The 24,474-nt window shown below is 65.2% G+C and carries 19 protein-coding genes; 10 read left to right on the top strand and 9 right to left on the bottom strand.

Annotated elements, in window-relative coordinates:
* Nucleotides 1-28: 28 nt before the first annotated feature.
* Nucleotides 29-517, bottom strand: coding sequence for a GAF domain-containing protein (locus FHS47_RS12865; protein WP_167028471.1), 489 nt, complete (start codon nucleotides 515-517; stop codon nucleotides 29-31).
* Between the two features lie 74 nt (nucleotides 518-591).
* Here FHS47_RS12865 and bioD point away from each other — a divergent pair, with 74 nt between their 5' ends.
* The 3 genes from bioD (at nucleotide 592) to dcp (ending at nucleotide 3,898) form a co-directional block, all read left to right on the top strand.
* Complete coding sequence (bioD, locus tag FHS47_RS12860) at nucleotides 592-1,266, top strand: dethiobiotin synthase (protein WP_167028468.1); 675 nt, start codon at nucleotides 592-594, stop codon at nucleotides 1,264-1,266.
* A gap of 37 nt (nucleotides 1,267-1,303) precedes the next feature.
* A complete protein-coding gene (locus FHS47_RS12855) occupies nucleotides 1,304-1,639 on the top strand; it encodes a hypothetical protein (RefSeq protein ID WP_167028465.1) in 336 nt (111 codons plus the stop codon).
* 84 nt (nucleotides 1,640-1,723) lie between these two features.
* Nucleotides 1,724-3,898 carry a peptidyl-dipeptidase Dcp gene (dcp, locus tag FHS47_RS12850; RefSeq protein WP_167028460.1) on the top strand — a complete coding sequence of 725 codons (2,175 nt, stop codon included), beginning with the start codon at nucleotides 1,724-1,726 and terminating at the stop codon, nucleotides 3,896-3,898.
* Nucleotides 3,899-4,001: 103 nt separating this feature from the next.
* Here dcp and FHS47_RS12845 read toward each other — a convergent pair whose 3' ends face one another.
* The 4 genes from FHS47_RS12845 to putA all read right to left on the bottom strand — a co-directional run bounded on the left by FHS47_RS12845 (nucleotide 4,002) and on the right by putA (nucleotide 10,634).
* On the bottom strand, nucleotides 4,002-4,526 hold the full coding sequence (locus FHS47_RS12845; RefSeq protein WP_167028457.1) for a hypothetical protein: 525 nt from the start codon (nucleotides 4,524-4,526) through the stop codon (nucleotides 4,002-4,004).
* A 145-nt stretch (nucleotides 4,527-4,671) separates the two neighbouring features.
* A complete protein-coding gene (locus FHS47_RS12840) occupies nucleotides 4,672-5,223 on the bottom strand; it encodes a hypothetical protein (protein WP_167028454.1) in 552 nt (183 codons plus the stop codon).
* 117 nt (nucleotides 5,224-5,340) lie between these two features.
* Nucleotides 5,341-6,276 carry a 2OG-Fe(II) oxygenase gene (locus FHS47_RS12835; protein ID WP_208381989.1) on the bottom strand — a complete coding sequence of 312 codons (936 nt, stop codon included), beginning with the start codon at nucleotides 6,274-6,276 and terminating at the stop codon, nucleotides 5,341-5,343.
* Nucleotides 6,277-7,481: 1,205 nt separating this feature from the next.
* Complete coding sequence (putA, locus tag FHS47_RS12830) at nucleotides 7,482-10,634, bottom strand: bifunctional proline dehydrogenase/L-glutamate gamma-semialdehyde dehydrogenase PutA (RefSeq protein WP_167028448.1); 3,153 nt, start codon at nucleotides 10,632-10,634, stop codon at nucleotides 7,482-7,484.
* A gap of 147 nt (nucleotides 10,635-10,781) precedes the next feature.
* Between putA and FHS47_RS12825 the strand changes: the two genes are divergently transcribed.
* The 5 genes from FHS47_RS12825 to FHS47_RS12810 are packed head-to-tail and all read left to right on the top strand — an operon-like array spanning nucleotide 10,782 to nucleotide 14,887.
* On the top strand, nucleotides 10,782-11,264 hold the full coding sequence (locus FHS47_RS12825) for a DUF2244 domain-containing protein (protein ID WP_193569829.1): 483 nt from the start codon (nucleotides 10,782-10,784) through the stop codon (nucleotides 11,262-11,264).
* Nucleotides 11,265-11,284: 20 nt separating this feature from the next.
* Nucleotides 11,285-12,193, top strand: a complete 909-nt coding sequence (gene coxB, locus FHS47_RS12820) for a cytochrome c oxidase subunit II (RefSeq protein WP_167028445.1) — start codon at nucleotides 11,285-11,287, stop codon at nucleotides 12,191-12,193.
* 27 nt (nucleotides 12,194-12,220) lie between these two features.
* Nucleotides 12,221-13,834, top strand: a complete 1,614-nt coding sequence (gene ctaD, locus FHS47_RS12815; protein ID WP_167028442.1) for a cytochrome c oxidase subunit I — start codon at nucleotides 12,221-12,223, stop codon at nucleotides 13,832-13,834.
* Nucleotides 13,835-13,837: 3 nt separating this feature from the next.
* On the top strand, nucleotides 13,838-13,963 hold the full coding sequence (locus FHS47_RS19940; protein ID WP_282097578.1) for a hypothetical protein: 126 nt from the start codon (nucleotides 13,838-13,840) through the stop codon (nucleotides 13,961-13,963).
* 33 nt (nucleotides 13,964-13,996) lie between these two features.
* Nucleotides 13,997-14,887 carry a cytochrome c oxidase subunit 3 gene (locus tag FHS47_RS12810; RefSeq protein ID WP_167028439.1) on the top strand — a complete coding sequence of 297 codons (891 nt, stop codon included), beginning with the start codon at nucleotides 13,997-13,999 and terminating at the stop codon, nucleotides 14,885-14,887.
* Nucleotides 14,888-14,934: 47 nt separating this feature from the next.
* Here FHS47_RS12810 and FHS47_RS12805 read toward each other — a convergent pair whose 3' ends face one another.
* From FHS47_RS12805 to polA, 3 genes are all read right to left on the bottom strand, one after another.
* Nucleotides 14,935-16,647 (bottom strand): hypothetical protein, encoded by a 1,713-nt coding sequence (locus FHS47_RS12805; RefSeq protein ID WP_167028436.1) that lies wholly within the window; start codon nucleotides 16,645-16,647, stop codon nucleotides 14,935-14,937.
* 11 nt (nucleotides 16,648-16,658) lie between these two features.
* Complete coding sequence (locus FHS47_RS12800; RefSeq protein ID WP_167028433.1) at nucleotides 16,659-18,575, bottom strand: hypothetical protein; 1,917 nt, start codon at nucleotides 18,573-18,575, stop codon at nucleotides 16,659-16,661.
* Between the two features lie 511 nt (nucleotides 18,576-19,086).
* Nucleotides 19,087-21,816: a DNA polymerase I gene (polA, locus tag FHS47_RS12795; RefSeq protein ID WP_167028431.1), complete on the bottom strand. Its 2,730-nt coding sequence runs from the start codon at nucleotides 21,814-21,816 to the stop codon at nucleotides 19,087-19,089.
* A 116-nt stretch (nucleotides 21,817-21,932) separates the two neighbouring features.
* On the opposite strand from polA, the gene FHS47_RS12790 reads away from it, so the two are divergent.
* Nucleotides 21,933-22,466 (top strand): DUF2782 domain-containing protein, encoded by a 534-nt coding sequence (locus FHS47_RS12790; protein WP_167028427.1) that lies wholly within the window; start codon nucleotides 21,933-21,935, stop codon nucleotides 22,464-22,466.
* Nucleotides 22,467-22,577: 111 nt separating this feature from the next.
* Here the strand turns inward: FHS47_RS12790 and FHS47_RS12785 are convergent, their stop codons facing one another.
* Complete coding sequence (locus FHS47_RS12785; RefSeq protein ID WP_167028424.1) at nucleotides 22,578-23,276, bottom strand: glutathione S-transferase; 699 nt, start codon at nucleotides 23,274-23,276, stop codon at nucleotides 22,578-22,580.
* 153 nt (nucleotides 23,277-23,429) lie between these two features.
* Here FHS47_RS12785 and FHS47_RS12780 point away from each other — a divergent pair, with 153 nt between their 5' ends.
* Nucleotides 23,430-24,389, top strand: coding sequence for a bile acid:sodium symporter family protein (locus FHS47_RS12780; protein ID WP_167028421.1), 960 nt, complete (start codon nucleotides 23,430-23,432; stop codon nucleotides 24,387-24,389).
* The last annotated feature ends 85 nt before the right edge of the window (nucleotides 24,390-24,474 follow it).

Here is a 24,474-nt window from a genome sequence, read left to right as displayed (position 1 = left end):
GCTGAAGCGGCTCCCACAGAGGGCAGGGTCAGCCCAGCGTGGCCATGAAAACCCGGCACAGCGCCTCCATGCCCTTGCGGTCTTCGTCGTCGAAGCGCGCCACGGAGGGGCTGTCTACGTCCCATACCCCGAAGAGGGTGCCGTCGGCCTTGACCAGGGGCACCACGATTTCCGAATTCGATGCGGCATCGCAGGCGATGTGTCCGGCGAACTCGTGCACGTCGCGCACCACCTGGGTCTGGCGCGTCTGCGCCGCCGTGCCGCACACGCCGCGGCCGAGCGCGATGCGGATGCAGGCCGGCTTGCCCTGGAACGGTCCGACGACGAGCTCGTTGCCGTCGAACAGGTAGAAGCCTGCCCAGTTCAGATCCGGCACGGCATCGTAGACCAGGGCGGCGAAGTTGGCGGCATTGGCGATGGCGTTCGGTTCGCCGTGCATCAGGCCTTCCGCCTGCTGGACCAGCTCGGCGTACAGGGCAGCCTTGTCGTCGGTGGCGATGGCCTTGGCTTCGAACATGGCGGTACCGGTGCGATTCGTGGACAGAAGCCGTGTATGGTGCCACGTCCCCGCTTCCGCAAGGCCGCCTATCCATGCCCAGGCACCTCTTCGTTGCCGGTACCGACACCGGCATTGGCAAAACCCACGGCGCGCAGGCGCTCGTGCATGCGTTCCGACTGGCCGGGGAGCGCGTGGCCGGCATGAAACCCGTGGCCAGCGGTTCCGCGCGGGCCGGCGGCAGCGGCTTGCGCAATCAGGATGCGCTCGACCTGCAGGCGGCCAGCCTGCCGCCGCCCGATTACGCCCTGGTCAACCCGATCGCCCTGGAGGAAGCGGTGGCGCCGCACCTCGCTGCCCTCCGCTCGGGCATCCGGATCGCGTGGCCGCCCCTGGATGCCGCGTTCCAGGCGCTGGTCCGCGACTACGAGCGCGTGGTGGTGGAAGGCGTGGGCGGATGGATGGTTCCGCTGGGCGACGGTATGTCGATGGAAGACATACCCCGGCGCTGGGACCTCGACGTGGTCCTGGTGGTCGGCATACGGCTCGGCTGCATCAGCCATGCGCGACTCACGGCGCGAGCCATCGAGGCCGACGGATGCCGTTTCGCCGGATGGATCGCGAACGTGTTGGAGCCGACCATGCCGTTGCTGGAGGAAAACATCGCCACGCTGCGCGAATGCCTGCCCGCGCCATGCCTCGGCGTGCTGCCCTACCGCGTCGCGCCCGCCTCCGCGGCCGTGATGCTCGACGTCGCGTCGCTCGCCTGACGGCCCCTTCACACCGACCCGCTTAACTAGTTGACCCATGACGACCTACTTTCTCTCCGTCAAGGACATGGAAAAAGCGAAGGGCCCGGACCCCGAGCTTTCCTTCGAGGGCATCGGCCCGGACAAGCTCGCCGCCGACATCGCCGCCGCCATGCGGGGCGATGCCCTTTTCCAGCGCTGGCGCGCCAAGCAACCTGAGCCCGACGAGGTGGACCCGTCCCTGGGCGTCACCGATGCGGGCGCCTCGGCCAAGGGCGAGCTTTCCAACGGGCGTACCGACGTGCAGCTCACGACGTCGCTGCCGATGCGCATCGTGAAGCATCGCCTCAACCTGTTGATCGGATCGAGCTGGGAGCTTCGCGACACGCGGTGATCGCAGGCCTGACCTGTGGCGGTTGTCCCAGGCCGGCGCGGGCCGCTAGAGTCGGTGCTTTTCACCGCTCAAGGGGACAAGCCCGTGCCGAAGCTCCGCCTGCTCGCGATCGCCACGTCGATCGCACTCACCGCCGCCTGCTCCTCGTCCAACGACGCCGAAAAGGCGGCCCCGGTTCCGGCTCCGGCCGCCCCCGGCACCGCCCCTACCGCACAGGCTTCGCACGTGAATCCGCTGCTGACCCAGAGCTCGCTTCCCTTCCAGGCCCCGCCGTTCGACAAGATCGTGGATGCCGACTTCCAGCCGGCGATCGAAGAAGGCATGAAGCAGCAGATCGCCGAGATCGAGGCGATCGCCAATTCGTCCGACGAGCCCACCTTCGAGAACACCATCGTCGCGATGGAGAAGTCGGGTGTGCTGCTCAAGCGCGCGGAAGCGGCGTTCAGCGCACTCACCGGTGCGAACACGAACGACACGCTGCAGAAGGTCGAGGAAGAGGAATCGCCTAAGCTCGCTGCGCACAGCGATGCGATCTACCTCAACGACAAGCTGTTCAAGCGTGTGGAGACGCTGTACGACAAGCGCGATTCGTTGAACCTCGATCCGGAATCCGCACGCCTCCTGGAGGTAACGTACAAGGATTTCGTGCATGCGGGCGCGAAGCTCTCGCAGGCGGACAAGGAGAAACTGAAGGCGATCAACAAGGAGGAGTCCACCCTCAGCACGAAGTTCACCAACCAGCTGCTTGCAGCCACCAAGGCCGGCGCCCTGGTGGTCGACGATCCGAAGGCGCTCGACGGCATGTCCGAGGGCGACATCCAGGCCGCCGCGCTGGCAGCAAAGGACCGTAAGCTCGACGGCAAGTACGTGGTCACCCTGCAGAACACCACACAGCAGCCCGCGCTGCAGGCGCTCAACGACCGGGCCACACGCGAGAAGCTGTTCAAGGCGTCGTGGGAGCGTGCAGAACACGGCGATGCCAACGATACCCGCGAGATCGTCACCCGCATCGCCCAGCTGCGCGCGGATCGCGCGAAGCTCCTCGGGTTCCCGAATTACGCCGCCTGGAAGCTCGACGACCAGATGGCGAAGACTCCCGACGCCGCCGAGAAGTTCATGGAGCGCCTCGCGCCCGCGGCGGTGGCGCGCGCGAAGGCCGAGTCGGCGGACATCCAGAAGGCGATCGACGAAGAGAAGGGCGGATTCCAGGTGCAGGCCTGGGACTGGGACCATTACGCGGAGAAGGTGCGCAAGGCCAAGTACGACCTCGACGAGTCGCAGATCAAACCGTACTTCGAACTCGACAACGTGCTGCAGAACGGCGTCTTCTATGCCGCCAACCAACTTTACGGCATCACCTTCAAGGAGCGGAAGGACATTCCGACGTGGCAGCCGGACATGCGCGTGTTCGAAGTGTTCGACAAGGACGGCACGTCCATGGCCTTGTTCTATTGCGACTACTTCAAGCGCGATAACAAGGGCGGCGGCGCCTGGATGAGCAACCTCGTCGACCAGTCGAAGCTCCTCGGCACGAAGCCGGTGGTGTACAACGTCACGAACTTTACCAAGCCCGCGGCCGGACAGCCGGCACTGCTGTCGTTCGACGACGTGACCACGATGTTCCATGAGTTCGGGCACGCGCTGCATGGCATGTTCGCCAACTCGCAGTATCCGTCGCTCTCCGGCACCAGCACCGCGCGCGATTTCGTGGAGTTCCCGTCGCAGTTCAACGAGCAGTGGGCCACCGATCCGAAGGTGTTTGCCAACTACGCCAAGCACTACCAGACGGGCGAGCCCATGCCGGCTGAACTGGTGGCCAAGATCAAGAAGGCGAAGAGCTTCAACCAGGGCTATGCGATGAGCGAGTTGATCTCCGCCGCGCTCCTCGACATGCGCTGGCACATGCTGCCCGCCGGCGGTCCGAAGCAGGACGTGGACGCGTTCGAGGCCAATGCGCTGAAGCAGGCCGGGTTCACCCTGCCGCAGGTGCCGCCGCGCTATCGTTCCAGCTACTTCCAGCACATCTGGGGCAATGGCTACGCGGCGGGGTACTACGCTTACCTGTGGACGCAGATGCTCGATTCCGACGCGTTCGAGTGGTTCAAGGAACACGGTGGCCTTACCCGCGAAAATGGCCAGATCTTCCGCGACAAGATCCTCTCGCGCGGCAACACCGAGGAACTCGGCAAGCTCTACCGCGACTTCCGCGGCAAGGACCCGAGCATCGAACCGATGCTGAAGGATCGCGGCCTGAAGTAGGAGCGCGCCCTGCGCGCGCTGAGTTTTTCGCCGAACCTCGGAGCTGGCGCGCCAGCTCCGGATGTGCCGCGAAAAGCCGTTGCGCGCAGGCTCACTCCTGCCATCAAGGCTCCAGGTGAATGTGACTGAGCTTGAGGTTTCCGCCGCGCCACACGATGCCCTGTACTTCGTCGAGTGCGGGCGCGTGGTAGTCGATGGTATGGCGAAGGCGGCTGCCCTCCTGGGTGCGCAGCGGCTTGGGCCGGTGGAGCGTGAAGGCCTGCATTTCTGTCAGCGTGGTGTGCCTTAGCAGGCCGATATGTGCGTCCGCAGTCCGGTCCTCCATCTCAACCTGGAAGGACACGTGCTGGTAAGCGTGACGGAACAGTAGCTTGCATGCGCTGCGCAGCCGGGGCTTGCCTTCATGCATCACGGTAAGCGCAAGTCCGTCGTCGTCGTCGTCGACGATCAACAGCGGCTCTTCGCCGGTGACGACGAGAATTTCGCCGAGATCGTGCGTCTCGTTTGCAGCCAGCGTGCGTGTGGCGGCATGGCCGAACGTCTCGGTGTACGGGGCCGTCGCGGCGGCGCCCTTGCTGCCGTGCAGCGCGGAAAGGACGTCCTTTCCGGATCGTGATTCCATGGTCATGGCTTGCTTCCTTCCGTGGATGTCGCTCGTTGCCAGCATAGGCGATGCGGTTCCTTCCGCCAGCGATATGAGAATGCCCCTTCGCGGGAAAGGGAAGGGGCTTGGCGTCGCGGTGCCGGAAATGCGCCGCGTTTGCCGGTTGCCGCTATTCGTCGGCCAGGTCGAAGACGTTACGCGACGCGTCCACCGAGATATTGTCGACGTAGGCGCCACGAAGGAGATGAAGCATCACGCGCTGGAAGGGCTCTTCGCTGCCGTTGCGGAGGAGCTCCACGCGCACGTGGCGGCGGTCAGTGCCGTGCCAGAAGAGCGTCGCGTTCGAAAACGGGCTGCCCGCGTCCTTGCCGTAGAGCATGAAGAGCGAACGGATGTTCGTCTCCGACGTCGGCGGCAAGACAAGAGAGAACGTGATGCGGCTCCAGGGTTGGTCGAAATGCAGCATGAGGTTCGCGAGCGTCCAGTCCTCATGGGCTCCCAGCACCATGCCCGAAGTCAGTTCGTCGTCCTGCTCGGCCGGGCGCACGACGGCCACGCCTCCCAGAGGAAGCTCCACCCGGAAATGATCGAGAACGAGCGGATTTTCCGGCGAGATCTGCTGCGGGGGAAGGTGGTCGAAGCTTTCGCTGGCGCTTTGCGCTGCGGTGGTGGAACAGGTAAAGACGGCCATCGTTGCGATGGCCAGGTTTTTCAGCTGCATGCTTTTCTGGCTCTCCTGAAAACAAAACCTGTCGCGACGCGCGATGCGCTCGAGGCAGCAGGAAAGCGTATCTGCTGCCGTATTTGTGCACTGCACGAATACGGCAGCGCGGGGCGATTACCGCGAGGCTGAAATGCGTCGGCGGTAGCGTACGTACAGGCGCTTCATCAGATAGAGGATGTGACCCGCGATTCCCTTGTCCTGAGCCTGGAGAAGACGTCCGTTCTCTTCGTACAGATTCTTCATGTGCGAGTCGCGCACCGAGATCAGCTCGCGCAGGGTGGCCACGTCGGACTCGGTTAGCGTATGACCGGCACTGAAGTGCTCCGGAAGCTGCCGGTTGACGTAATGCGTGGTGTGCCGCTCTGCCGTTTCCTCGGCCGGGCGGTCCTTGGTGTAGAAGTACAGCGCGATGGACTTTCGCGACAGGTCGGGCCTGTCGGCGGGCAGTCGGATCGGATCGAATCCGTGCCAGCTCGATTCGGTGGTTTCGAAGATGACGCAGCGATTGAACAGCGGCGTCACGCGCACGGATGGCTGGGGGTCGGCGTAGGGATCACGGTACAGCTCCAGGAGGCCGCCCCAGTCCGTCTGCCATTCCCGGTTGAGATAGACGATGAGGTTGAGCCGGCGATGCCAGCGCTCGCTTGGATGGTAGTTGAAGTCGATGTGGGCACTGAGCGGCTGTCCATTGCGATTCTCGTGAGTGCCGCCGCCAAGGTAGAAGGGGTCGTACAGGAGTCCCTCTATGCCGGTGATCCGCCCGATGTAGGCAAGGAACTCAGGTGTCTGGATAACTTCGTCGAGCCGGCGATAGGCCGGTCCCAACTGCGGCATGGCGTCGACGGTCGACTTGCCACCCGGACGACCGTCGTCACCGATGTAATTCCCCTTCTCGAACGCGGGAAATTCACGCAGCAATTCGTCGGCGAACGTGGGCTCCAGGAAATCGTCGATGACCACGTGACGAAACGGCTGCGCTTCGGCGAACGTGCGCGCGTGGTTCCCTTCGCTCTGACGGACCGAGGGATTGACGATGGCTTCGTGACTCACTTGGAAGGTTCCGCTCCTGGATGCTTTCGACATTGTAGAGCTTGAGAATGGCTCTTCGCAGGACTTATCACGGGCTCGGCTTTGCCATCGCGTCACGCTCGGGGCATAGCGGCAGGAGCCCTCGGCCGTCGCCCTCGTCGCTACGCTGCGGTGTCGCTTGGGAAAGGAGGGCCGCTGCGCGGCCAGTGTCCTATGGCTTGCGCCCCGGCGCGCACGGACGGTCGGCGGGGTTTTCCGACTCGACATCCCTGTCTCGGCGGAAAAGGCCGGCCATCCTGGCCGGCCCCCTTCGGGCCTTGTCCGCCGACCGCCCTCACCTCCGCTACCCGCGCCGAGGGCGACGGCCGAGGGCTCCTTCGGACACCGGGGTGTTGTGCAAGGAAAGCCAGCGCGCTCTTGTCGGCGGCAGGACTTCGATATTTTTCGTCCGGCAACCTTTTCTTCGTGAGCAGTGAACGCAGTAGATATTCCTACTCGCCTCGCTTGCGCGCCTCCTGCGACAACCGCTCGTACTCATCCCATTCCTTCATTCGTGCCGGGTAGTCGTTCCGCTCCTTCTCGCAATATACGTCGAGCTTCGAAGGTGTTTCCTTCTCAGCACATCTAAGAACGCACTGATCGCACATAAATCGGCATAAGAGGCGACGGTTTGCTACCTGCGGAGACGATTGCACTGGGATACGCCGCAACCAGTGCAAATGATGGAAGCAGAACATTTTTTGCGGGATGGCCGGCGTCACGCGCTGGGCATGAGACCCTTACAAAGAGCGACAAGACGTTTGTCGTCTGGCGCCCAGCCAAGGCGGATTGTGCTTCCTTTTGAGTTGACCCAGCGCCCGGAAGAGCTCTCGGTCGTTCCCCTCGGCGCGGGTAGCGGAGGTGAGGGCGGTTGGCGGACAAGGCCCGCAGGGGACCGGCCAGGATGGCCGGTCTTTTCCGCCGAGACAGGGATGTCGAGTCGGAAAACCCCGCCGACCGTCCGTGCGCGCCGGGGCGAAGCAATAAGACACTGGCCGCGCAGCGGCCCTCTTTTCCCAAGCGACACCGCAGCGTAGCGCCGAGGGGAATGGCCGAGGGCTCTCGCCGCCACGCTCAGGCCCCAATGCGATGGCGAAGCCGAGCCCCACGCAGCGAACCTTTCGCAGAGCGTGAAGAAAAAAGGCCACGCTCTCGCGAGCGTGGCCTTGCTTTCCAGTGAGCGAGATTTACTCGCCGATCGTCAGCAGCGAAGCGTTGCCGCCGGCGGCCGTGGTGTTGATGGTGAGCGTGCGCTCGCCCGCGAAGCGGAGCAGATAATGCGGACCGCCGGCCTTCGGGCCGGTGCCCGAGAGGCCTTCGCCACCGAACGGCTGCACACCGACCACCGCGCCGATCTGGTTACGGTTGACGTAGCAGTTGCCGACGCGGGCACGGCTCTGGATGAACTCGATGGTGTCGTCGATGCGGCTGTGCACGCCCAGCGTGAGGCCGAAGCCCGTGCCGTTGATCTGGTCGACCACCTTCTCGAGTTCGGAGCCCTTCCAGCGGATCACGTGCAGCACCGGCCCGAAGATCTCGCGGGTGAGCGTTGCCAGCGAAGGGATCTCGTATGCGCGCGGTGCGAAGAACGTGCCGTGCGCCGTGCTTTCCGGCAGCGGCACTTCGGCGATCTTTTTCGCCTCGCGCTCCATGCGCTCGACGTGCTCGACAAGGATCTTGCGCGCGTCCTCGTCGATCACCGGGCCGACGTCGGTCGAGAGCAGGCCCGGATCGCCGACCTTCAGCTCGGCCATGGCGCCGGCGAGCATGTCGATGACCTTGTCGGCGATGTCTTCCTGCACGAACAGCACGCGCGCGGCGGAGCAGCGCTGGCCGGCCGACTGGAAGGCGGAGGCGATCACGTCCTTCACGATCTGCTCGGGCAGGGCGGAGGAGTCGGCGATCATGGCGTTCTGGCCGCCGGTCTCGGCCACCAGGGCGGCGATCGGCGCGTTGCGCGCGGCAAGCGCGCGGTTGATCGCCCAGGCCGTTTCCGTGGAGCCGGTGAAGGCCACGCCGGACACGCGCGGATCGCGGGTAAGCGCCGCACCCACGGTGGCGCCGTCGCCCGGCAGGTATTGCAGCACGTCGGTCGGGACGCCGGCGGCGTGCAGCAGCTTCACGGCTTCATGGCCGATGAGCGAGGTCTGCTCCGCCGGCTTGGCGATAACCGAATTGCCGGCGGCGAGAGCCGCGGCCACCTGGCCGAGGAAGATGGCCAGCGGGAAGTTCCACGGGCTGATGCACACGAAGACGCCACGCCCGTTGAGGAACAGCTGGTTGCTTTCGCCGGTGGGACCGGGGAGCTGCTCCGGCTGGCCGAACAGGCGGCGCGCCATGGTGGCGTAGTAGCGCAGGAAGTCGGCGGCCTCGCGGATCTCGGCGATGGCGTCGGGCAGGCTCTTGCCCGCCTCGCGCACGCACAGCGCGATGAATTCGGCGCGGTTGTGCTCGAGCTGTTCGGCAGCATGCTCGAGGATCGCCGCGCGGCTTGCCGCCGGAAGGCGGTCCCAGCCCGGCTGCGCCTTCACGGCGGCGGCCAGTGCCTTGTCGACCATGCCGGCGTCGGCGTTCTCCACGGTGCCGACGATGCGGCGGCGATCGGAGGGGTCGGTCACCTCGATCCTCGTGCCGGAGACGGCGCCGCCGGCGACCAGCGGCGCGGCATTCCAGGGGCCGCTGTGGCGGTTCACGGCATCGGCGAGTTCGTTGAGCTCGTTGTCGTTAGCGAAGTTCATGCCCATGGAGTTCTTCCGAAGTTCACCGTAGAGATTGACCGGCAGGGGGATGCGCGGGTGGGGGATGGACGCGAAGCCGCGGACGATCTCGCAAGGGTCGGCCACGAGATCGCGCACCGGCACGCTCTCGTCCACCACGCGGTTCACGAAGCTGGTGTTCGCGCCGTTCTCGAGCAGGCGGCGCACCAGGTACGGCAAGAGATCCTCGTGGCTGCCCACGGGGGCGTATACGCGGCAGGGGACGTTGAGCTTGTCCTTGCCGATCACTTCCGCATAGAGGTCGGCGCCCATGCCGTGCAGGCGCTGGTTTTCGTACGGACGGCCCTGGGCGATATGGTGGATCGCCGCGATGGTATGGGCGTTGTGCGTGGCGAACTGCGGATAGATCGCGTCGGTGCCGGCGGCGAACAGGCGGCGCGCGCAGGCGAGGTAGGACACGTCGGTGTTGGGCTTGCGCGTGTACACCGGGTACCCGGGCAGGCCGCCTTCCTGGGCGCGCTTGATCTCGGCGTCCCAATAGGCGCCCTTCACCAGCCGCACGAACCAGCGGCGGCCGGTGGCGCGGGCCTTTTCGGTCACCCAGTCGATGACGAACGGCGCGCGCTTCTGGTACGCCTGGATCACGATGCCGAGACCGTTCCAGCCTTCGAGCGACGGGTGTTCGAAGACGTCGCCGATGATGTCGAGCGAGAGTTCGAGGCGGTCGGCTTCCTCGGCGTCCACCGAAAGCGCGATGCCGTTCTTGAACGCGAGCTGCGAGAGTTCGAGGAGCTTCGCGCCGAGTTCGGCACGGGCGCGGGCGCGATTGCCCACCTCGTAGCGCGGGTGCAGCGCGGAAAGCTTCACCGAGATCGACGGGGCTTCCAGGTTGTTCGGGAACGGGCCGCGTGCGCCGAGCGCGTTGATGGCGTCGCGGTAGTCCTGCTGGTAGCGCTCCGCGGTGGCCTGGGTGAGGGCCGACTCGCCGAGCATGTCGTACGAATAGCGATAAACCGCGTGTTCCTTTTCGCTGGAGCGGTCCAGTGCTTCCTTGATGGTACGGCCCATGACGAACTGGTGGCCCATGATCCGCATGGCCTGGCGCACGGCAAGGCGCACCACCGGCTCGCCCGCGCGGCCGACCAGACGGCGCAGGGCGGACGTGAAGTCGTGGCGGGTTTCCTCGGCGAGGTTCACCAGGTGGCCGGTGAGCATCAGGCCCCACGTGGAAGCGTTGACGAACAGCGACTCGCTCTGGCCAAGGTGCTTCTTCCAGTCCGCTTCGCCGAGCTTGTCGCGGATGAGCTTGTCGGCCGTGGCCTTGTCGGGAATGCGCAGCAGCGCCTCGGCAACACACATCAGCAGCACGCCTTCCTCCGAGGAAAGGTCGTACTGGCGCATGAAGGATTCCACCGCGCTCTGGTCCTTGGCCCGCGCGCGAACTCGCGTGACCAGGCCGGCCGCCACGTCGATGACTTTTTCGCGCTCGGTCGGCGGCAACGTGGCCTGGGCCAGCAGGTCGTTCACGGCCTCGGTTTCGTCGCGCAGCCAGGCGGCGGTGATGCGCGCTCGTGCCGGCTCTGCGCCGGCCGGAAGTTCGGGACTGAGGATGGTCGGGTTCACGTGGGCGTGTGGGGGGCGAGGAAGACCGCCCATTGTAGGGGAGCAAGCCCCTTCGTGTGTTATTGCGGGGTCTTACGGATGCGACAACTTGTCCCCGGCATCCCTGGCGCCCTATCATCCCAATGTTCCAGGCACGCTTAGGCTCCCATGATCGTGCTTCGACCGACCGCCGCGGGTCACCCGCGCGTGTTGTGGCTGCGGCCCAACCGTGCGCTGGACAGGCGCGGTCTGCGTCGACTGATCATCGGCCTTGCGGCGATGGCCCTGGCGACGGCGACACTCGGTGCGTGGCAGGGGAACGTGTTCGCTCCCTTCTTCGCTCTGCTGGAGGCCTTCGTCGTGGGTTTCGCGCTTGGCGCGGCCTGGCGGGCCGGCGGCAGGGGTGAGCGCATCGCGATCGGTCCGGATACGCTGGAGGTGCGTGCCGTGCCGGGACGACGGACGGTCCGCTTCCAGACATACTGGGTGCGGGTCGGGCTGAAACCGGGGGACGGACGACAGCGTCTGTTGCTCACGTCGCACGGCAACGAGCTGGAAATCGGGGCCTTCCTTGGGGAAGAGGAAAGGACCGAGGTGTCAAGGAAACTCATGGTGCTGCTGTCCGAAGTCTCTGGCCAGACGCGCAGGTAGGTTCAACAAAGGTGCAAGACATGACATCTGGCGGCATCGGACGATCTGTATCGGCGTGGGCGGCGGGCGCCTTCGCGCTGTTCGGGGGAGCGGCGTGGGCCAATCCCGAACCGAACCAGCTGAACATGACCAAGGGCGTGGCCGAGTGGTCGCCCTATGCCATGCACATGGTGGCCCTGTGGGTCTGCGTCGTGATCGGCATCGTCGTCTTCGGCGCCATGTTCATCGCGATGTTCCGCTTCCGTAAGTCGCGCGGCGCCGTCGCCGAGAAGTGGTCGCACAGCACCAAGCTCGAAGTGGTCTGGACGGTCATCCCCGTCATCATCCTCATCTTCCTGGCCCACCTGGCCACCGGCGGCCTGACCTCGTTCGCCGACACCACGAATTCCGAGATGACCATCAAGGTCACCGGTTACCAGTGGAAGTGGCGCTACGACTACGTGGATTACAAAGGCAAGGGCGTCGACAAGGTCGGCTTCATGTCGAAGCTGGAGGAAACCTCCAATCGCACCCGCCAGCTGAAGTCCAATCTCGACCCGGCGAAGATCCAGGTCGACGGCTACGCCACCTACCTGCTCGACGTGGACAAGCCGCTGGTCGTTCCCACCGACACCAAGATCCGCTTCGTCATCGTCGGCGGCGACGTCATCCACTCCTGGTGGGTGCCGGCGCTGGGCTGGAAGATGGACGCGATCCCCGGCATCGCCAACGCGGCCTGGACAAAGATCAAGGAGCCCGGTGTCTACCGCGGCCAGTGCGCCGAACTCTGCGGCCAGGACCACGGCTTCATGCCCATCGTGGTGAAGGCCGTGCCCAAGGCCGAGTTCGAACAGTGGCTGGCGGCGCAGGAAGACGAGGCCAAGGTGCAGAAGGCCGCGCAGACCGCGCAGACCGCCCCGGCAGCTCCCGCCCCGGCCCCCCAGGGTTAACCCGAACGTTTAGGTAGAGGTAAGGCCATGGCGCACGCAGCCACCCACGACCACCACGATCACCACGGGGCCCCCAAGGGGTTCTTCCAGCGTTGGGTGATGTCCACGAACCACAAGGACATCGGCACGCTGTATCTGATCTTCTCGCTGACGATGTTCTTCATCGGCGGCGCCTTCGCGATGGTTATCCGCGCGGAGTTGTTCAAGCCGGGCATGCAGCTCGTGCAGCCGTATTTCTTCAATGAAATGACGACGATGCACGCGCTGGTGATGATCTTCGGCGCCATCATGCCGTCGTTCGTGGGCCTTGCGAACTGGATGATCCCGCTCATGGTCGGCGCGCCGGACATGGCGTTGCCGCGCATGAACAACCTGTCGTTCTGGATCATGCCCTTCGCGTTCCTGCTCCTGCTGTCCACGTTGTTCATGCCCGGCGGTGGCCCCGCCGGCGGCTGGACGATGTATCCGCCGTTGTCGCTCCAGGGCGAGTCGGTGGCTTATGTGATCTTCGCCGTCCACCTCATGGGCATCAGTTCGATCATGGGCGCGATCAACATCATCGCCACCATCCTCAACATGCGCGCTCCGGGCATGGACCTGCTGAAGATGCCGGTGTTCGTGTGGAGCTGGCTGATCACGGCGTTCCTCCTGATCGCGGTGATGCCGGTGCTCGCGGGTGCCGTCACCATGCTGCTGACGGACAAGTACTTCGGCACCAACTTCTTCAATGCCGCCGGCGGCGGCGATCCGGTGCTGTTCCAGCACATCTTCTGGTTCTTCGGGCATCCCGAGGTGTACATCATGATCCTGCCGGCGTTCGGGATCATCTCGGAGATCATCCCCACCTTCGCCCGCAAGCCGATCTTCGGCTACCGCGCGATGGTGTTCGCCATCGCCTCCATCGCCTTCCTCTCGTTCATCGTCTGGGCGCACCACATGTTCGCCGTGGGCCTGCCGATGGGCGCCGAGATCTTCTTCATGTACGCCACGATGCTGATCGCGGTGCCCACGGGCGTGAAGGTGTTCAACTGGGTGTCCACGATGTGGGGCGGCTCGATGACCTTCGAGACGCCGATGCTGTTCTCGATCGCCTTCGTGATCCTGTTCACCATCGGCGGTTTCTCGGGCCTCATGCTCGCGCTGGCCCCGGCGGACTTCCAGTACCACGACACGTACTTCGTGGTGGCGCACTTCCACTACGTGCTGGTGACCGGCGCCGCCTTCTCGATCATGGCCGCCGCGTATTACTGGCTGCCGAAGTGGTCGGGCAACATGTACAGCGAGACCTGGGGCAAGATCCACTTCTGGTCGAGCGTCATCTCGGTCAACGTGCTGTTCTTCCCGCAGCACTTCCTGGGCCTTGCCGGCATGCCGCGCCGCATTCCGGACTACAACGTGGCCTTCGCCAACTTCAACATGATCAGCTCCATCGGCGGCTTCTGGTTCGGCGCCTCGCAGCTGATCTTCCTGGGCGTGGTCATCCACTGCGTGTTCTTCTCGAAGAAGAAGGCGGCCGACCGCTCGTGGGAAGGCGCGAAGGGCCTGGAGTGGACGGTACCGTCGCCGGCGCCGTTCCACACGTTCGACGTTCCGCCGGTCATCCATGACGACGAACTCGCCCACGGCAACACGGAACACTGACCGATGCAGGACACGACGGAAGCCGCATTCGAGGCGCGCCGCAAGCGCGCCCGTCGTACCGCCCTGCTGGCGGGCGGTTTCGCGGTAGCGGTGTTCGTGCTCTCCATCGTGCAGATGCTGAAGGTCTGACCGGCCAAACCAAGATATCCACGGGAAACCACCATGGGTCACCAGCAACAAGACGTCTACTTCGTACCGAGCAAGAGCTACTGGCCCATCGTGGCCGCGGTCTCCATGTTCGTCACCGTGTTCGGTGCCGCGCATTGGCTGAACGCGCAGCCGGGCCAGGGCGGCTTCGGCAAGCCGCTCTTCTGGGTCGGCATCGCCATGATCCTGGGCATGTTCTTCGGCTGGTTCCGCTCGGTGATCAACGAATCGATGGCCGGCAACTACAACGGCCAGGTGGACCGCTCGTTCCGCATGGGCATGATGTGGTTCATCTTCTCCGAAGTGATGTTCTTCGGCGCCTTCTTCGGCGCGCTGTTCTATGCCCGCATCTTCTCGGTGCCGTGGCTGGGCGGCGAAGGCCATGGCGTGCTCACCCACCAGTTCGTCTGGCAAGGGTATGAAGCCGCATGGGGTGCCAGTGGCGGTGGCGGTCCGGAGAAGATCGGCGGTGCGTTCCAGACGATCGGCGCCTGGGGCCTTCCGCTGCTCAACACGCTGATCCTGCTGTCCTCGGGTGTAACGATCACCATTGCGCACCACGCGCTCAAGGCGGGCCATCGCAAGGCGCTGCTGATCGGCCTCGGTGCCACGGTGCTGCTGGGCTGCCTGTTCCTGTGGTTCCAGGCGCACGAGTACGCGGAAGCGTACGAGCACTTCAACCTCACGCTGGGCAGCGGCGTGTACGGCGCCACGTTCTTCATGCTCACGGGCTTCCACGGCATGCACGTGACCCTGGGCACGATCATGCTGGCGATCATCTGGGTGCGCTGCGCGAAGGGCCACTTCACGAAGGACGACCACTTCGGCTTCGAGGCCGTGGCGTGGTACTGGCACTTCGTCGACGTGGTCTGGCTGGCGCTCTTCCTCTTCGTCTACGTGCTCTGATCCGAAAGAACCCGCCGCGAGGCGGGTTTTTTTCATCCCCCCGGGGCTCAGCCCACCTCGAACACGCAATCGAACAGGATCGCGCAGGCGCAGGTGCCGACCTCGGCGACGTTCGCCGAGGCCACGATGCCGCCCAGGCGCCGCGCGGCGGCGACGGGGTCCGCGCCGACGGGCGAATTGTCCAGGGATTGCGCAACGACGACTACGCCCCAGGTACCGCGCGTGGCGATCCTGGGCAACGCCAGTGTGGCGCTGTAGTACTGCGATCGCGCCTTCCAGCGGGACGGGTCGAGCTTTCGCTTGTCCACGCAGATACCTGCGAGGTAGCAGTCCCCGGAAGCCGCAGCGACCGTCACGCGAACGATCTCGGGCCCGGTCAGCGTGAGCGTCTGGGCCACCCCCGGCGGACCCGAGGTCACCGCCTGTTCGACAGCCACGCCGTTCGCGCTGTAGGCCGTAGCGTGCACCGGCTTGTCCGAAGGCACGGCCTCGACCTCGACATGCGTGCTCGGCGGGCACGCAATGCTGATGCCCGATGGCGTCGGCAGGCGCAGCCAGCTGCCTTCGAGCACGGTGGCGTCTTCGCCGCTCCAGAGCCGGAAGACGCTGGTGACGTAGGGGAATCCTATCTGCGCGATCCCTTCCACTTGCGGCTTGAATCCGTGCACGCAGATTGGAGTGGCGGTGTAACCGATGCGGGCATCGTATTTTTCGCAGGGACCGCCGGTGAGCATGACGCGCTTGACGGTGCTGTCGGGATCGGCCAGGGGGAAATAGTGCGCCACGACGAAGTATGCCTCGTCCTTGCGCGAAGCCGCGGACCACAGTTCGGCGCATGTCGTGACCGTTCCACCCGGCGCGTAGGTCGGCCGGTCGGTGAACACGCGCTTCCCGATCAACACGTGTTCGTTCGGTCTGTCTTCGGTGCTCGTCCCATGAGTGATGCCCGCCGTGGTGTGGCGCGCATAATCCCAACGCGCCTTCGTGCTCCATTGCCTTCCCGGGAACGGCATGCGCGGCAGCTTCGCCTCGGCACCCATCTGCTCGTGTGTCGTCAGCGCGCCCGACGCCGGGACGTCGGTCGTTCGTTGTCCCCAACGCGTGGGATCTTCTGCATCGGACAGCGCGGCGGCGGTCCAGGCGGCGGCGGCGGCGCTTGTCAGTATCGCCGTCGCCGGACTTGGCGCTGTCCATGTGAACACATAGAACGCAGGCCCGCAGTAGAGCACTTCCAGGGAGGCGGCGAGGTAGTTGCTGATCGACAACCACGGCTGGATCACATCGTTGCCGGTCTCGTCGCCATAGACGTGGGCATTGGACAGGGCCATCGCCCTACCGTCCACTGTGTCGAAGCAGATGCCGCCAAGCGTGCCGTAACCCGTGGGAAAGGAATGGAAGTCACTCAGCACCGTTGTCGACGTGCCGCCGACCAGGGGGTCTTCCTTGTCGCCTCCGCGGCCCCCGGTGGGTGTCTTTTGTGATGGTCCCGCGGCAATGCGCCACAACTTCCACTCCTCCACATCGGTGGGATAACCGCCCACCTCCGCCGGTACCGGCTCGCTCCCAGCGGCGCGCACCGCGGCCTCGCCGGCGTGCTTCGTGCGAACGTGGTAGCGGAGCGCGGCCACCATGCGGGGTTTGCCCGCAACGTGTTTCAGCCCCACCCCAACACAGACGATATTCGGGTCGTCGGCAAGGCGCTGGCCTTCGGTGGCGGCGACATCGGCCAGCGCGAGCATGCCCGAGTGCTTCTTCTTCATGATCTGTCTCCTCAGGCAAAGCGGATGCCGAGTTGCGTCATGACGTCTTCGATCCGGCAGGCCAGCGCCGACGATCCGTCGTCGGTCACCGGTCCCCCGTGGTTGAGAGCGACGATCGCGTTCGTCCCCCGCTGGAGCCAGAGCGACCCCGAGTCGCCTGCGCACGAGAGGCCGTCGGTGGTGTCTTCGTCTTGCGAAATCGTGAGTTGGTTGAGAAGGAAGATCGAACTGCCGTCATGGTTCAGCCGTGGCGCAACCGGTATGACGTTCGTGATGAGTGCGCCGATGCCGATGCCGCTGCGCGCGCCGCTCTTGTAAACGCGCAAGGCATCCTTCGCCGCCGGGTCGTCCGGATGGTCGTGGAGGTTCTGCAGGAGCGCGTTGATCTGGGCATTGGACAAGACCGTTCCCGGACTGTCGAAATGCCCGCCCAGTCCCACAATCGGCATGGCCGTGTAGAACTCGCCCGGCTGTGCATCGAGGAACGAGAACACGTCGGGCGACAAGGTGCGGCTGCCGTTGAGCGCGGCGACGGCGGCATCGATGGAGCCAGGATCGTTGGGGCCGGGCGGGATGGACGGCCTGGCGTCGAGGGCGTTGAGCACGGAACGCGTCATGGTACCGATCACCACGCTGTCCGCACGGTTGGCGAGGTCGGCCACGGCGGAAGCGGCGGCGGCCAGCGACAGGATGATCGCGACGATAGCCAGCAATACCTTCCACCATGGATCGTCGTAGGGAATGGGTCCGTACTGCCCTGCAAACGGCGCTCGATAGGCCACCGTGTAGTCCATGACGGTGGGCCACGCGAAGAAGCTCAAGTCGGGGCCGCAGCCCTTCGTCCAGTCCTCGCAATGGCATCCCCCGTCGCCGGCGCAGCAGCGCGAGAGGTCCCGCCATATCGCGCAGATATCCACCTCTTTGCCTTCCAGGAAAGCACGCAGCCGTTCGCGGATACGTTCCAGTTCGGACTGGTCGCAGCACGTGCCCGCGCCGCCGTCGCGGCCATCATGCAGGCGGCGTGCGCGACCCATCGCACGTTTGAACGTGCCGTAGTCCACCACCAGGTGCCGGATGTTCGCGGTCAGCGTGCCCACGTCGCATCGCGCCACAAACGTGCCGGTCGCGTCGTCGTATGTGGTGCGCGATACCTGGATAGGAGCCTTCGCCTTGGGGCTTATGAGCGCGATGTCCTCCGCGCCGGCATCGCTGTCGACCTGGACCTCGACCATATGCTTTCGCACCTGCGCCCGCGATACATCCACCTTGAAGTAGATGAGCCGCGAGGCACCGGGAAGCAACGCACCGACGGCGACGCGGCCATTGACGACACGCTGCCCCACGGATGACTGCTCGTCGGGCGTCCAGGCGTCCACGACGTCCACGCCGCCCGCATGCAACCATGCGCGGGACCGGTCGCTGAGCCCGACGCGTGCGGAAACCGGCCACGCGAGGCCGAAGATATTGGTGATGCGGACGGCCATGAAGTAGCGTCCGAGGGTCGCTTCGAAAATGCCTTCCGGCATCGCCTGCATCGTCTCCGGCCGGATCGCGAACGGTGGCACGGGTTGCGACACCGCCCCCAGCTTGTCGAGCCTGACGACCAGGTCATTGAAATCGCGATCGCTGCCCTCGGTGGTGTTGTCTTCGGAGCGCACGATGTATTCGAGACGCACGCCGGAGACGGAAGAGGTCGCCTGCAACACGCTTCGCGACCAGTTGCCGTCGTCGTCACGGTGTTCTATCCGCAGACTCCAGGGAGCGCTGCCCGAATCAAAGACTTGCGTGCTGGCGCCGGGTGCGCCGGGCAGCGTGTTCGTGCCTGCCTGGGTTCCTTCGGCGACGACACGCTGCGCCCAATCGGCATCCTTCGAAAGGACGGTGATGCGCCAGTCGCCCACAAAGCTGAGTGTCGTGATATCGGTCATGCGTTCGCCCTCCCTCCGACGACGCGATGAACGATTCCCCCGATCAGATTCAAGCGCGAATCGCGCGCGACGGACATCCCGCATGCGGCCAATGCGCGAAAGGCGTAGACAAAATCGGAAAAAGAAACATGGGTCGTCATGGCGCGACGACGATGTCGTGGCGAAAAACCCGAAGGCCCGGCTCGGCGCAAGGAAAAAAAAGCCCCGAGAGCCAGGGGAGCTCTCGGGGCCCGGAGGACGACCGGACCCAGGGGAAGATCGGGCCGTCCGCAGGGTGACTCCAGGGAGGTGGAGTCCACCGATGGGACGCCGTTGCGTGCGTCCGTATGTATTGACGTTTGGGCGGGCCGGAAGTTGCAGCCTGGCCGGGCGAAAGTCAGTATCCGTTCAGTAAAGAGTTAAGAGTGAACCGTTAGCTGCCGCCGCTTGCCGGAGGGATGAGGCTCGATTTAGCGTTCACGGTTCACGGTTCACGGTTCACGGTTCACGGTTCACGGTTCACGGTTCACGCTCAATGCGCTTCGTCCCAGTTCGCGCCCACGCCGATATCGACCTGGAGCGGGACGCTCAGGGTGGCGGCCCCCGACATGCGCTGCTCGATGCCGGCCCGGACTTCGTCGACGGCGTCTGCCCGAACCTCGAAAACCAGTTCGTCGTGCACCTGCATGAGGAGACGCACGTCGTCGCGCGGCTCGATCCAGGCGGCGACGGCGATCATGGCGCGCTTGATGATGTCGGCGGCGGTGCCCTGCATGGGGGCGTTGATGGCCGCGCGCTCGGCACCCGCGCGGAACGCCTGGTTCCGTGACTTGAGGTTTTCCAGGTACAGGCGCCGCCCGAACAGGGTCTGGACGTAGCCGTCGCGATGCGCCTGTTCCCGCGTGGCGTCCATGAACGCGCGTACGCCCGGATAACGGGAGAAATAGCGGCCCATGTAATCGGAGGCCTCGCCGCGGTCGACGCCCAGCTGGCGGGCCAGTCCGAACGAGCTCATGCCGTACATCAGCCCGAAGTTGATGGCCTTCGCGGCGCGGCGCTGGTTCGCGGTGACTTCCGCGGCGGGAACGCCGAACACCTCGGCCGCCGTGGCGCGGTGCACGTCGCCGCCTTCCTGGAAGGCACGGACGAGGCCCTCGTCCTTGGACAGGTGGGCCATGATGCGCAGTTCGATCTGCGAATAGTCCGCCGCCAGGATGCGCCAGCCCTCCGGTGCGATGAATGCCTGACGGATGCGCCGGCCTTCTTCGGTGCGGACGGGGATGTTCTGCAGGTTCGGGTCCGAGGAACTGATGCGGCCCGTGGCCACGGCGCCCTGGTGATAGCTGGTGTGCACGCGGCCCGTGCGTGGATTGACGATGCCGGCAAGCTTGTCGGTGTAGGTGGAGCGCAGCTTCGCCAATCCGCGGTATTCGAGGATGAGTCGCGGCAGTTCGTGCATGTCGGCGATGGCTTCCAGGGCTTCCTCGTTGGTGGAGGGTTGGCCCTTCGGCGTCTTGATCTTGGCGGCGAGCCCCAGCTCGTCGAACAGCACGGCCTGGAGCTGCTTCGGCGAGTCCATGTTGAAATCATGGCCGGCCGACGCGTACGCCTGCTGCTGCAGTTCGACCATGCGCTTGCCGAGTTGCTGGCTTTGCAGGCGAAGCTCGTTCGCGTCGATGAGCACGCCCGTGCGCTCCATCTTGGCCAGCACCGGCACAAGGGGAATCTCGATGTCGGTGTACACCGAGCGCAGCGAAGGCTCGGCTTCCAATTGCGGCCACAATGCCTGGTGCAGTCGCAGGGTGATGTCGGCGTCCTCGGCCGCGTAGCGGCACGCGGTGTCGCAATCCACCTGCGAGAACGGTATCTGCTTCGCGCCCTTACCCGCGACCTCTTCGTATTTGATCGTGGTGTAGCCGAGGTAGCGCGATGCGAGGGAGTCCATGTCGTGCCGCGTCGCCGTGGCGTTCAGCACGTAGGACTCGAGCATGGTGTCGTGCGCCAGGCCGCGCAGGGCAATACCGTAATGCGAGAGGATGTTGATGTCGTACTTGCCGTGCTGGCCGACCTTCGGCCGTGTCGGATCTTCGAAGATAGGCTTCAGCGCACCGAGTACATGTTCCGGCGACAGCTGCGTGGGCGCCCCCGGGAAGTCGTGCGCCAACGGTACATAAGCGGCCTTTCCGGGCTCGACCGCGAGCGACAGACCCACGATGTCGGCCTGCATCGCGTCGATGTTCGTGGTTTCGGTGTCGAACGCGATCAGCGGCGCCGTTTCGAGTTTCTCGAGCCACGCCGCGAAGCGGCTTTCGGTCAGCACGAGTTCGTATTCGCCTTCCCCGGCGAAACCGGGCGTTACCGCCGAGGCCGCAGGTGCCGACGAGGAGGCGGTGGCAGCGGGCGCAGGGGCGGCGGTGTCGGCCGTGTCCAGATCCTTCAGCGCGGCCTTGAAGTCGTAGCGTGTATAAAGCTCGCGCAAGGCCTCGACGTCGCGCTCGCGCATGTGGAGGTCGGTCGGGCCGTGATCGAGCGGCACGTCCGTGCGGATCGTGACCAGTTCGCGAGACAGGGGAAGGCGGGGGATCGCCGCGCGCAGGTTCTCGCCGATCTTGCCGCCGATCTTGTCGGCGTTGGCGAGCAGCGCATCGAGGCTGCCGTATTCGCCCAGCCACTTGGCGGCCGTCTTGGGCCCGCACTTCTCGACACCGGGCACGTTGTCGATGCTGTCGCCCATGAGGGTGAGGTAGTCGACGATCTGCTCCGGCCGCACGCCGAACTTCTCCACGACGCCGTCGATGTCCATCGTGGTGTTGCTCATGGTGTTGATCAGCACGATGTGCGCGCCGACCATCTGGGCGAAGTCTTTGTCGCCTGTGGAGATGATGGTGTCGATGCCCTGTTCCGCGGCCTGGCGGGCCAGGGTGCCGATGACATCGTCGGCTTCCACGCCCGGTACGCAGAGGATCGGAAAGCCCAGCGCTCCCACGATCTTCATCATCGGTTCGATCTGTGCGCGCAGCTCGTCGGGCATCGAGGGGCGGTTGGCCTTGTACTGGGGATAGAGGTCGTCGCGGAAGGTTCGCCCTGGGGCGTCGCATACGAAGGCCACGTAGTCCGACCCGGCCTTCATCGTCGTGCGCAGCATGTTGACGATGCCGAACAGCGCACCCGTGGGCTCGCCGAAGGTGTTGGTCAGGGGAGGCAGCGCGTGGAAGGCGCGATACAGGTACGAGGACCCGTCGATGAGGGTGAGCGTAGGCATCCCCGGATTCTCTCACGGCCGCGCGCGAACCGTCCGTGTGCGAGGCCTTGTCCGGCATCAATGTCCGTACATATCGGAATTGCTATCCTCCTCGTCCCGAAAGGAGGACTTCCCCCATGAACCGCTTGCATGCCCTCGCCGCCGCGCTCGCGCTGGTCCTGGCCGTACCCGTCGCCGCGCAGGACGCCTCCTCGTTCAAGCCGGCCCCGCCGCCGCCAGGCCTGAACGATCCGGGCGTGAAGGCCGGCGAGCCCGACCGCTCGGGGCAGAAGCCCATCGAGCGCCCTGTGCCCTACGACCAGGCGCAGGACGGGAAGACCACCCCGGCCACGTCGGACGCCAATCGGAGCCAGTCCGGGTCCGCCGTGGCCCTGCCGTCCATGCAGGACAACGGGGGCGTCGATGCGCAGGGCAACCCGCCGCCGACGCTGAGCCGGTCTTACGACCGCGAAGGCACCCATGTCGACGAGTTCACCATGGGCGGCAAGCCATACATGGTGGTGGTGACGCCGAAGAACGGCGTGCCCCAGACCTACATGCTCGACCAGTCCGGCAAGCCCATCCACGATCCGAAGAACGGCCCGGTGAGCCCGGTGTTCTACAAGGTCTACGAATGGGGCAAGGCACCGAAGCCGGCCGGTTCGGACTGAGACTAGGCTCTGTGGGAGCCAAGCAAGCTTTTTTGTGGGAGCCGCTTCAGCGGCAATGGGTGCTCGCGACAAGGTGGCCCGCTGCCGCGGCATAGCCGGCTCCCACATGGCTCAGCCGTCCAACTCGGGGTAGTGCCTGAAGATGCCGTTCGTGTTGAACGGCACGCGCCTCTCGGAGGCGAGATAGGCGGCGACATTTGGCCGATCGGCCACGCGCTTCGCCAAGTCGCGCAGCAGCGGCACCTTCTGCTTCTTCATGGCTTTCGGGAAGGCATATTCCAGTCCCGCCATGATCTGGAACAGCGACAGGTCCACGTAGGAATGGCTGCGTAGCGGGTATCTTCCACCGCCGCGGTCCACCGCTTTCTCGAAGTAATGGAGGAACTTCGGAATGCGCGACTCACGGAAGTCCTTCGCACGCTTTTTCGCTTCCTCGCGCTGGTCTTCGTAATAGAGGGAGCCCGCCACCGGATGATGCACGTCGTGCGCCTCGGCCACGAGGTCGGTGATGGTCAGTTCCAGCTGGTGCGCATAGATGCGCGCGGATTCGCTGTCCGGTACTAGGTCATGCCGTGGTCCGAGGTACTGCAGGATGTTGGCCACCTGCGCGATCACGAGGCGCCCCGACACGAGGAAGGGCGGTGCGAAGGGCAGGGCGCCCGCGTGCTCGCCTTCGAGGAACGGGGTCATGACGTCGTCGCCCTCGACGCGGGCCACGTCGGTGTAAGCGGCGCCGGCATCCTCGAGGCACAGGCGCACGAACTCGCCACGGCCCTGCAGGCCCGTCCAGTAATACAGCTGGTAGCTCATCGCGCTCCCTCCTGCCGTAAAGCCCCCGAGCCTGCCATCGCCACGCTGAAGCAAAAGTGAGGGCCGGCGGGCAGTGCGGTGGGAAGCGCATCCCACATTTACTTTGGGGCACGGAAGGGTTGCAATGCCTGCTTTCGCCGATCGTTCTGCCGCATGCGCCGCTTCCTTCCCGATGGTTTCACCCTTTCCCTCGTCCTGACGGTCGCACTGGCCAGCCTGCTGCCCTGCCGCGGTGCGGTGGCCGACGTCTTCGAGATCGTCACCGACCTCGCCATCGCGCTGCTGTTCTTCCTGCACGGTGCCAAGCTGCCTCGCGAAGCCGTGCTGGCGGGCACGAAGAACTGGCGCCTTCATGCGACGGTGCTTGCCAGCACATTCGTCCTTTTCCCGGTACTGGGGCTCGTGCTGCGACCGGTGCTCGCGCCCCTGGTCACGCCGGACCTCTACCTCGGCATCCTGTTCCTGTGCACGCTGCCGTCCACGGTGCAGTCGTCCATCGCCTTCACGTCGATCGCCCGCGGCAACGTACCCGCGGCGGTGGTAGCGGCGTCGGCGTCGAGCCTGCTCGGTATTTTCATCTCGCCGTTGCTGGTCGGCCTGTTGATCGCCGGCACCGGACATGGCGGGATGTCGTGGCATTCGGTGGGCGCGATCGTGGTGCAGCTCTTCATTCCGTTCGCCGCCGGGCAGATCGCGCAGCGCTGGATCGGCGGCTGGGTGCGTGCGCACGCCAGGCTGCTCGGCTTCGTCGACCGGGGGTCGATCCTGCTGGTGGTCTATACGGCCTTCAGCGCAGCGGTGCTGCAGGGACTATGGCACCGCTTGCCGCCGCCGGTACTCGGCGGGCTTGTCGTCGCGAACGCGGTGTTGCTTGCGTTTGCGTTGCTGGCGACGCGCTATGGCTCGCGTGCGCTGGGCTTCTCCCGCGAAGACGAGATCACCATCGTCTTCTGCGGTTCGAAGAAAAGCCTGGCCGCCGGCGTGCCGATCGCCAAGGTGCTGTTCGCAGGACATCCGTTGGGCATGATCGTGCTGCCGATCATGCTGTTCCATCAGATCCAGTTGATGGTCTGCGCGGTGCTGGCGCGCCGCTACGCGTCGCGCTCATCGTAGGAGCGCGCCCTGCGCGCGACATGTTTTTGCGCCTGTCTTCAAGCTAGCGCGCTAGCTCCAAGGCATGGCCTCAAAACATGTCGCG

This window comes from Luteibacter sp. SG786, assembly GCF_011759605.1.
Classification (GTDB): domain Bacteria; phylum Pseudomonadota; class Gammaproteobacteria; order Xanthomonadales; family Rhodanobacteraceae; genus Luteibacter.
This window is presented reverse-complemented; position numbering and strand designations above follow the sequence as displayed.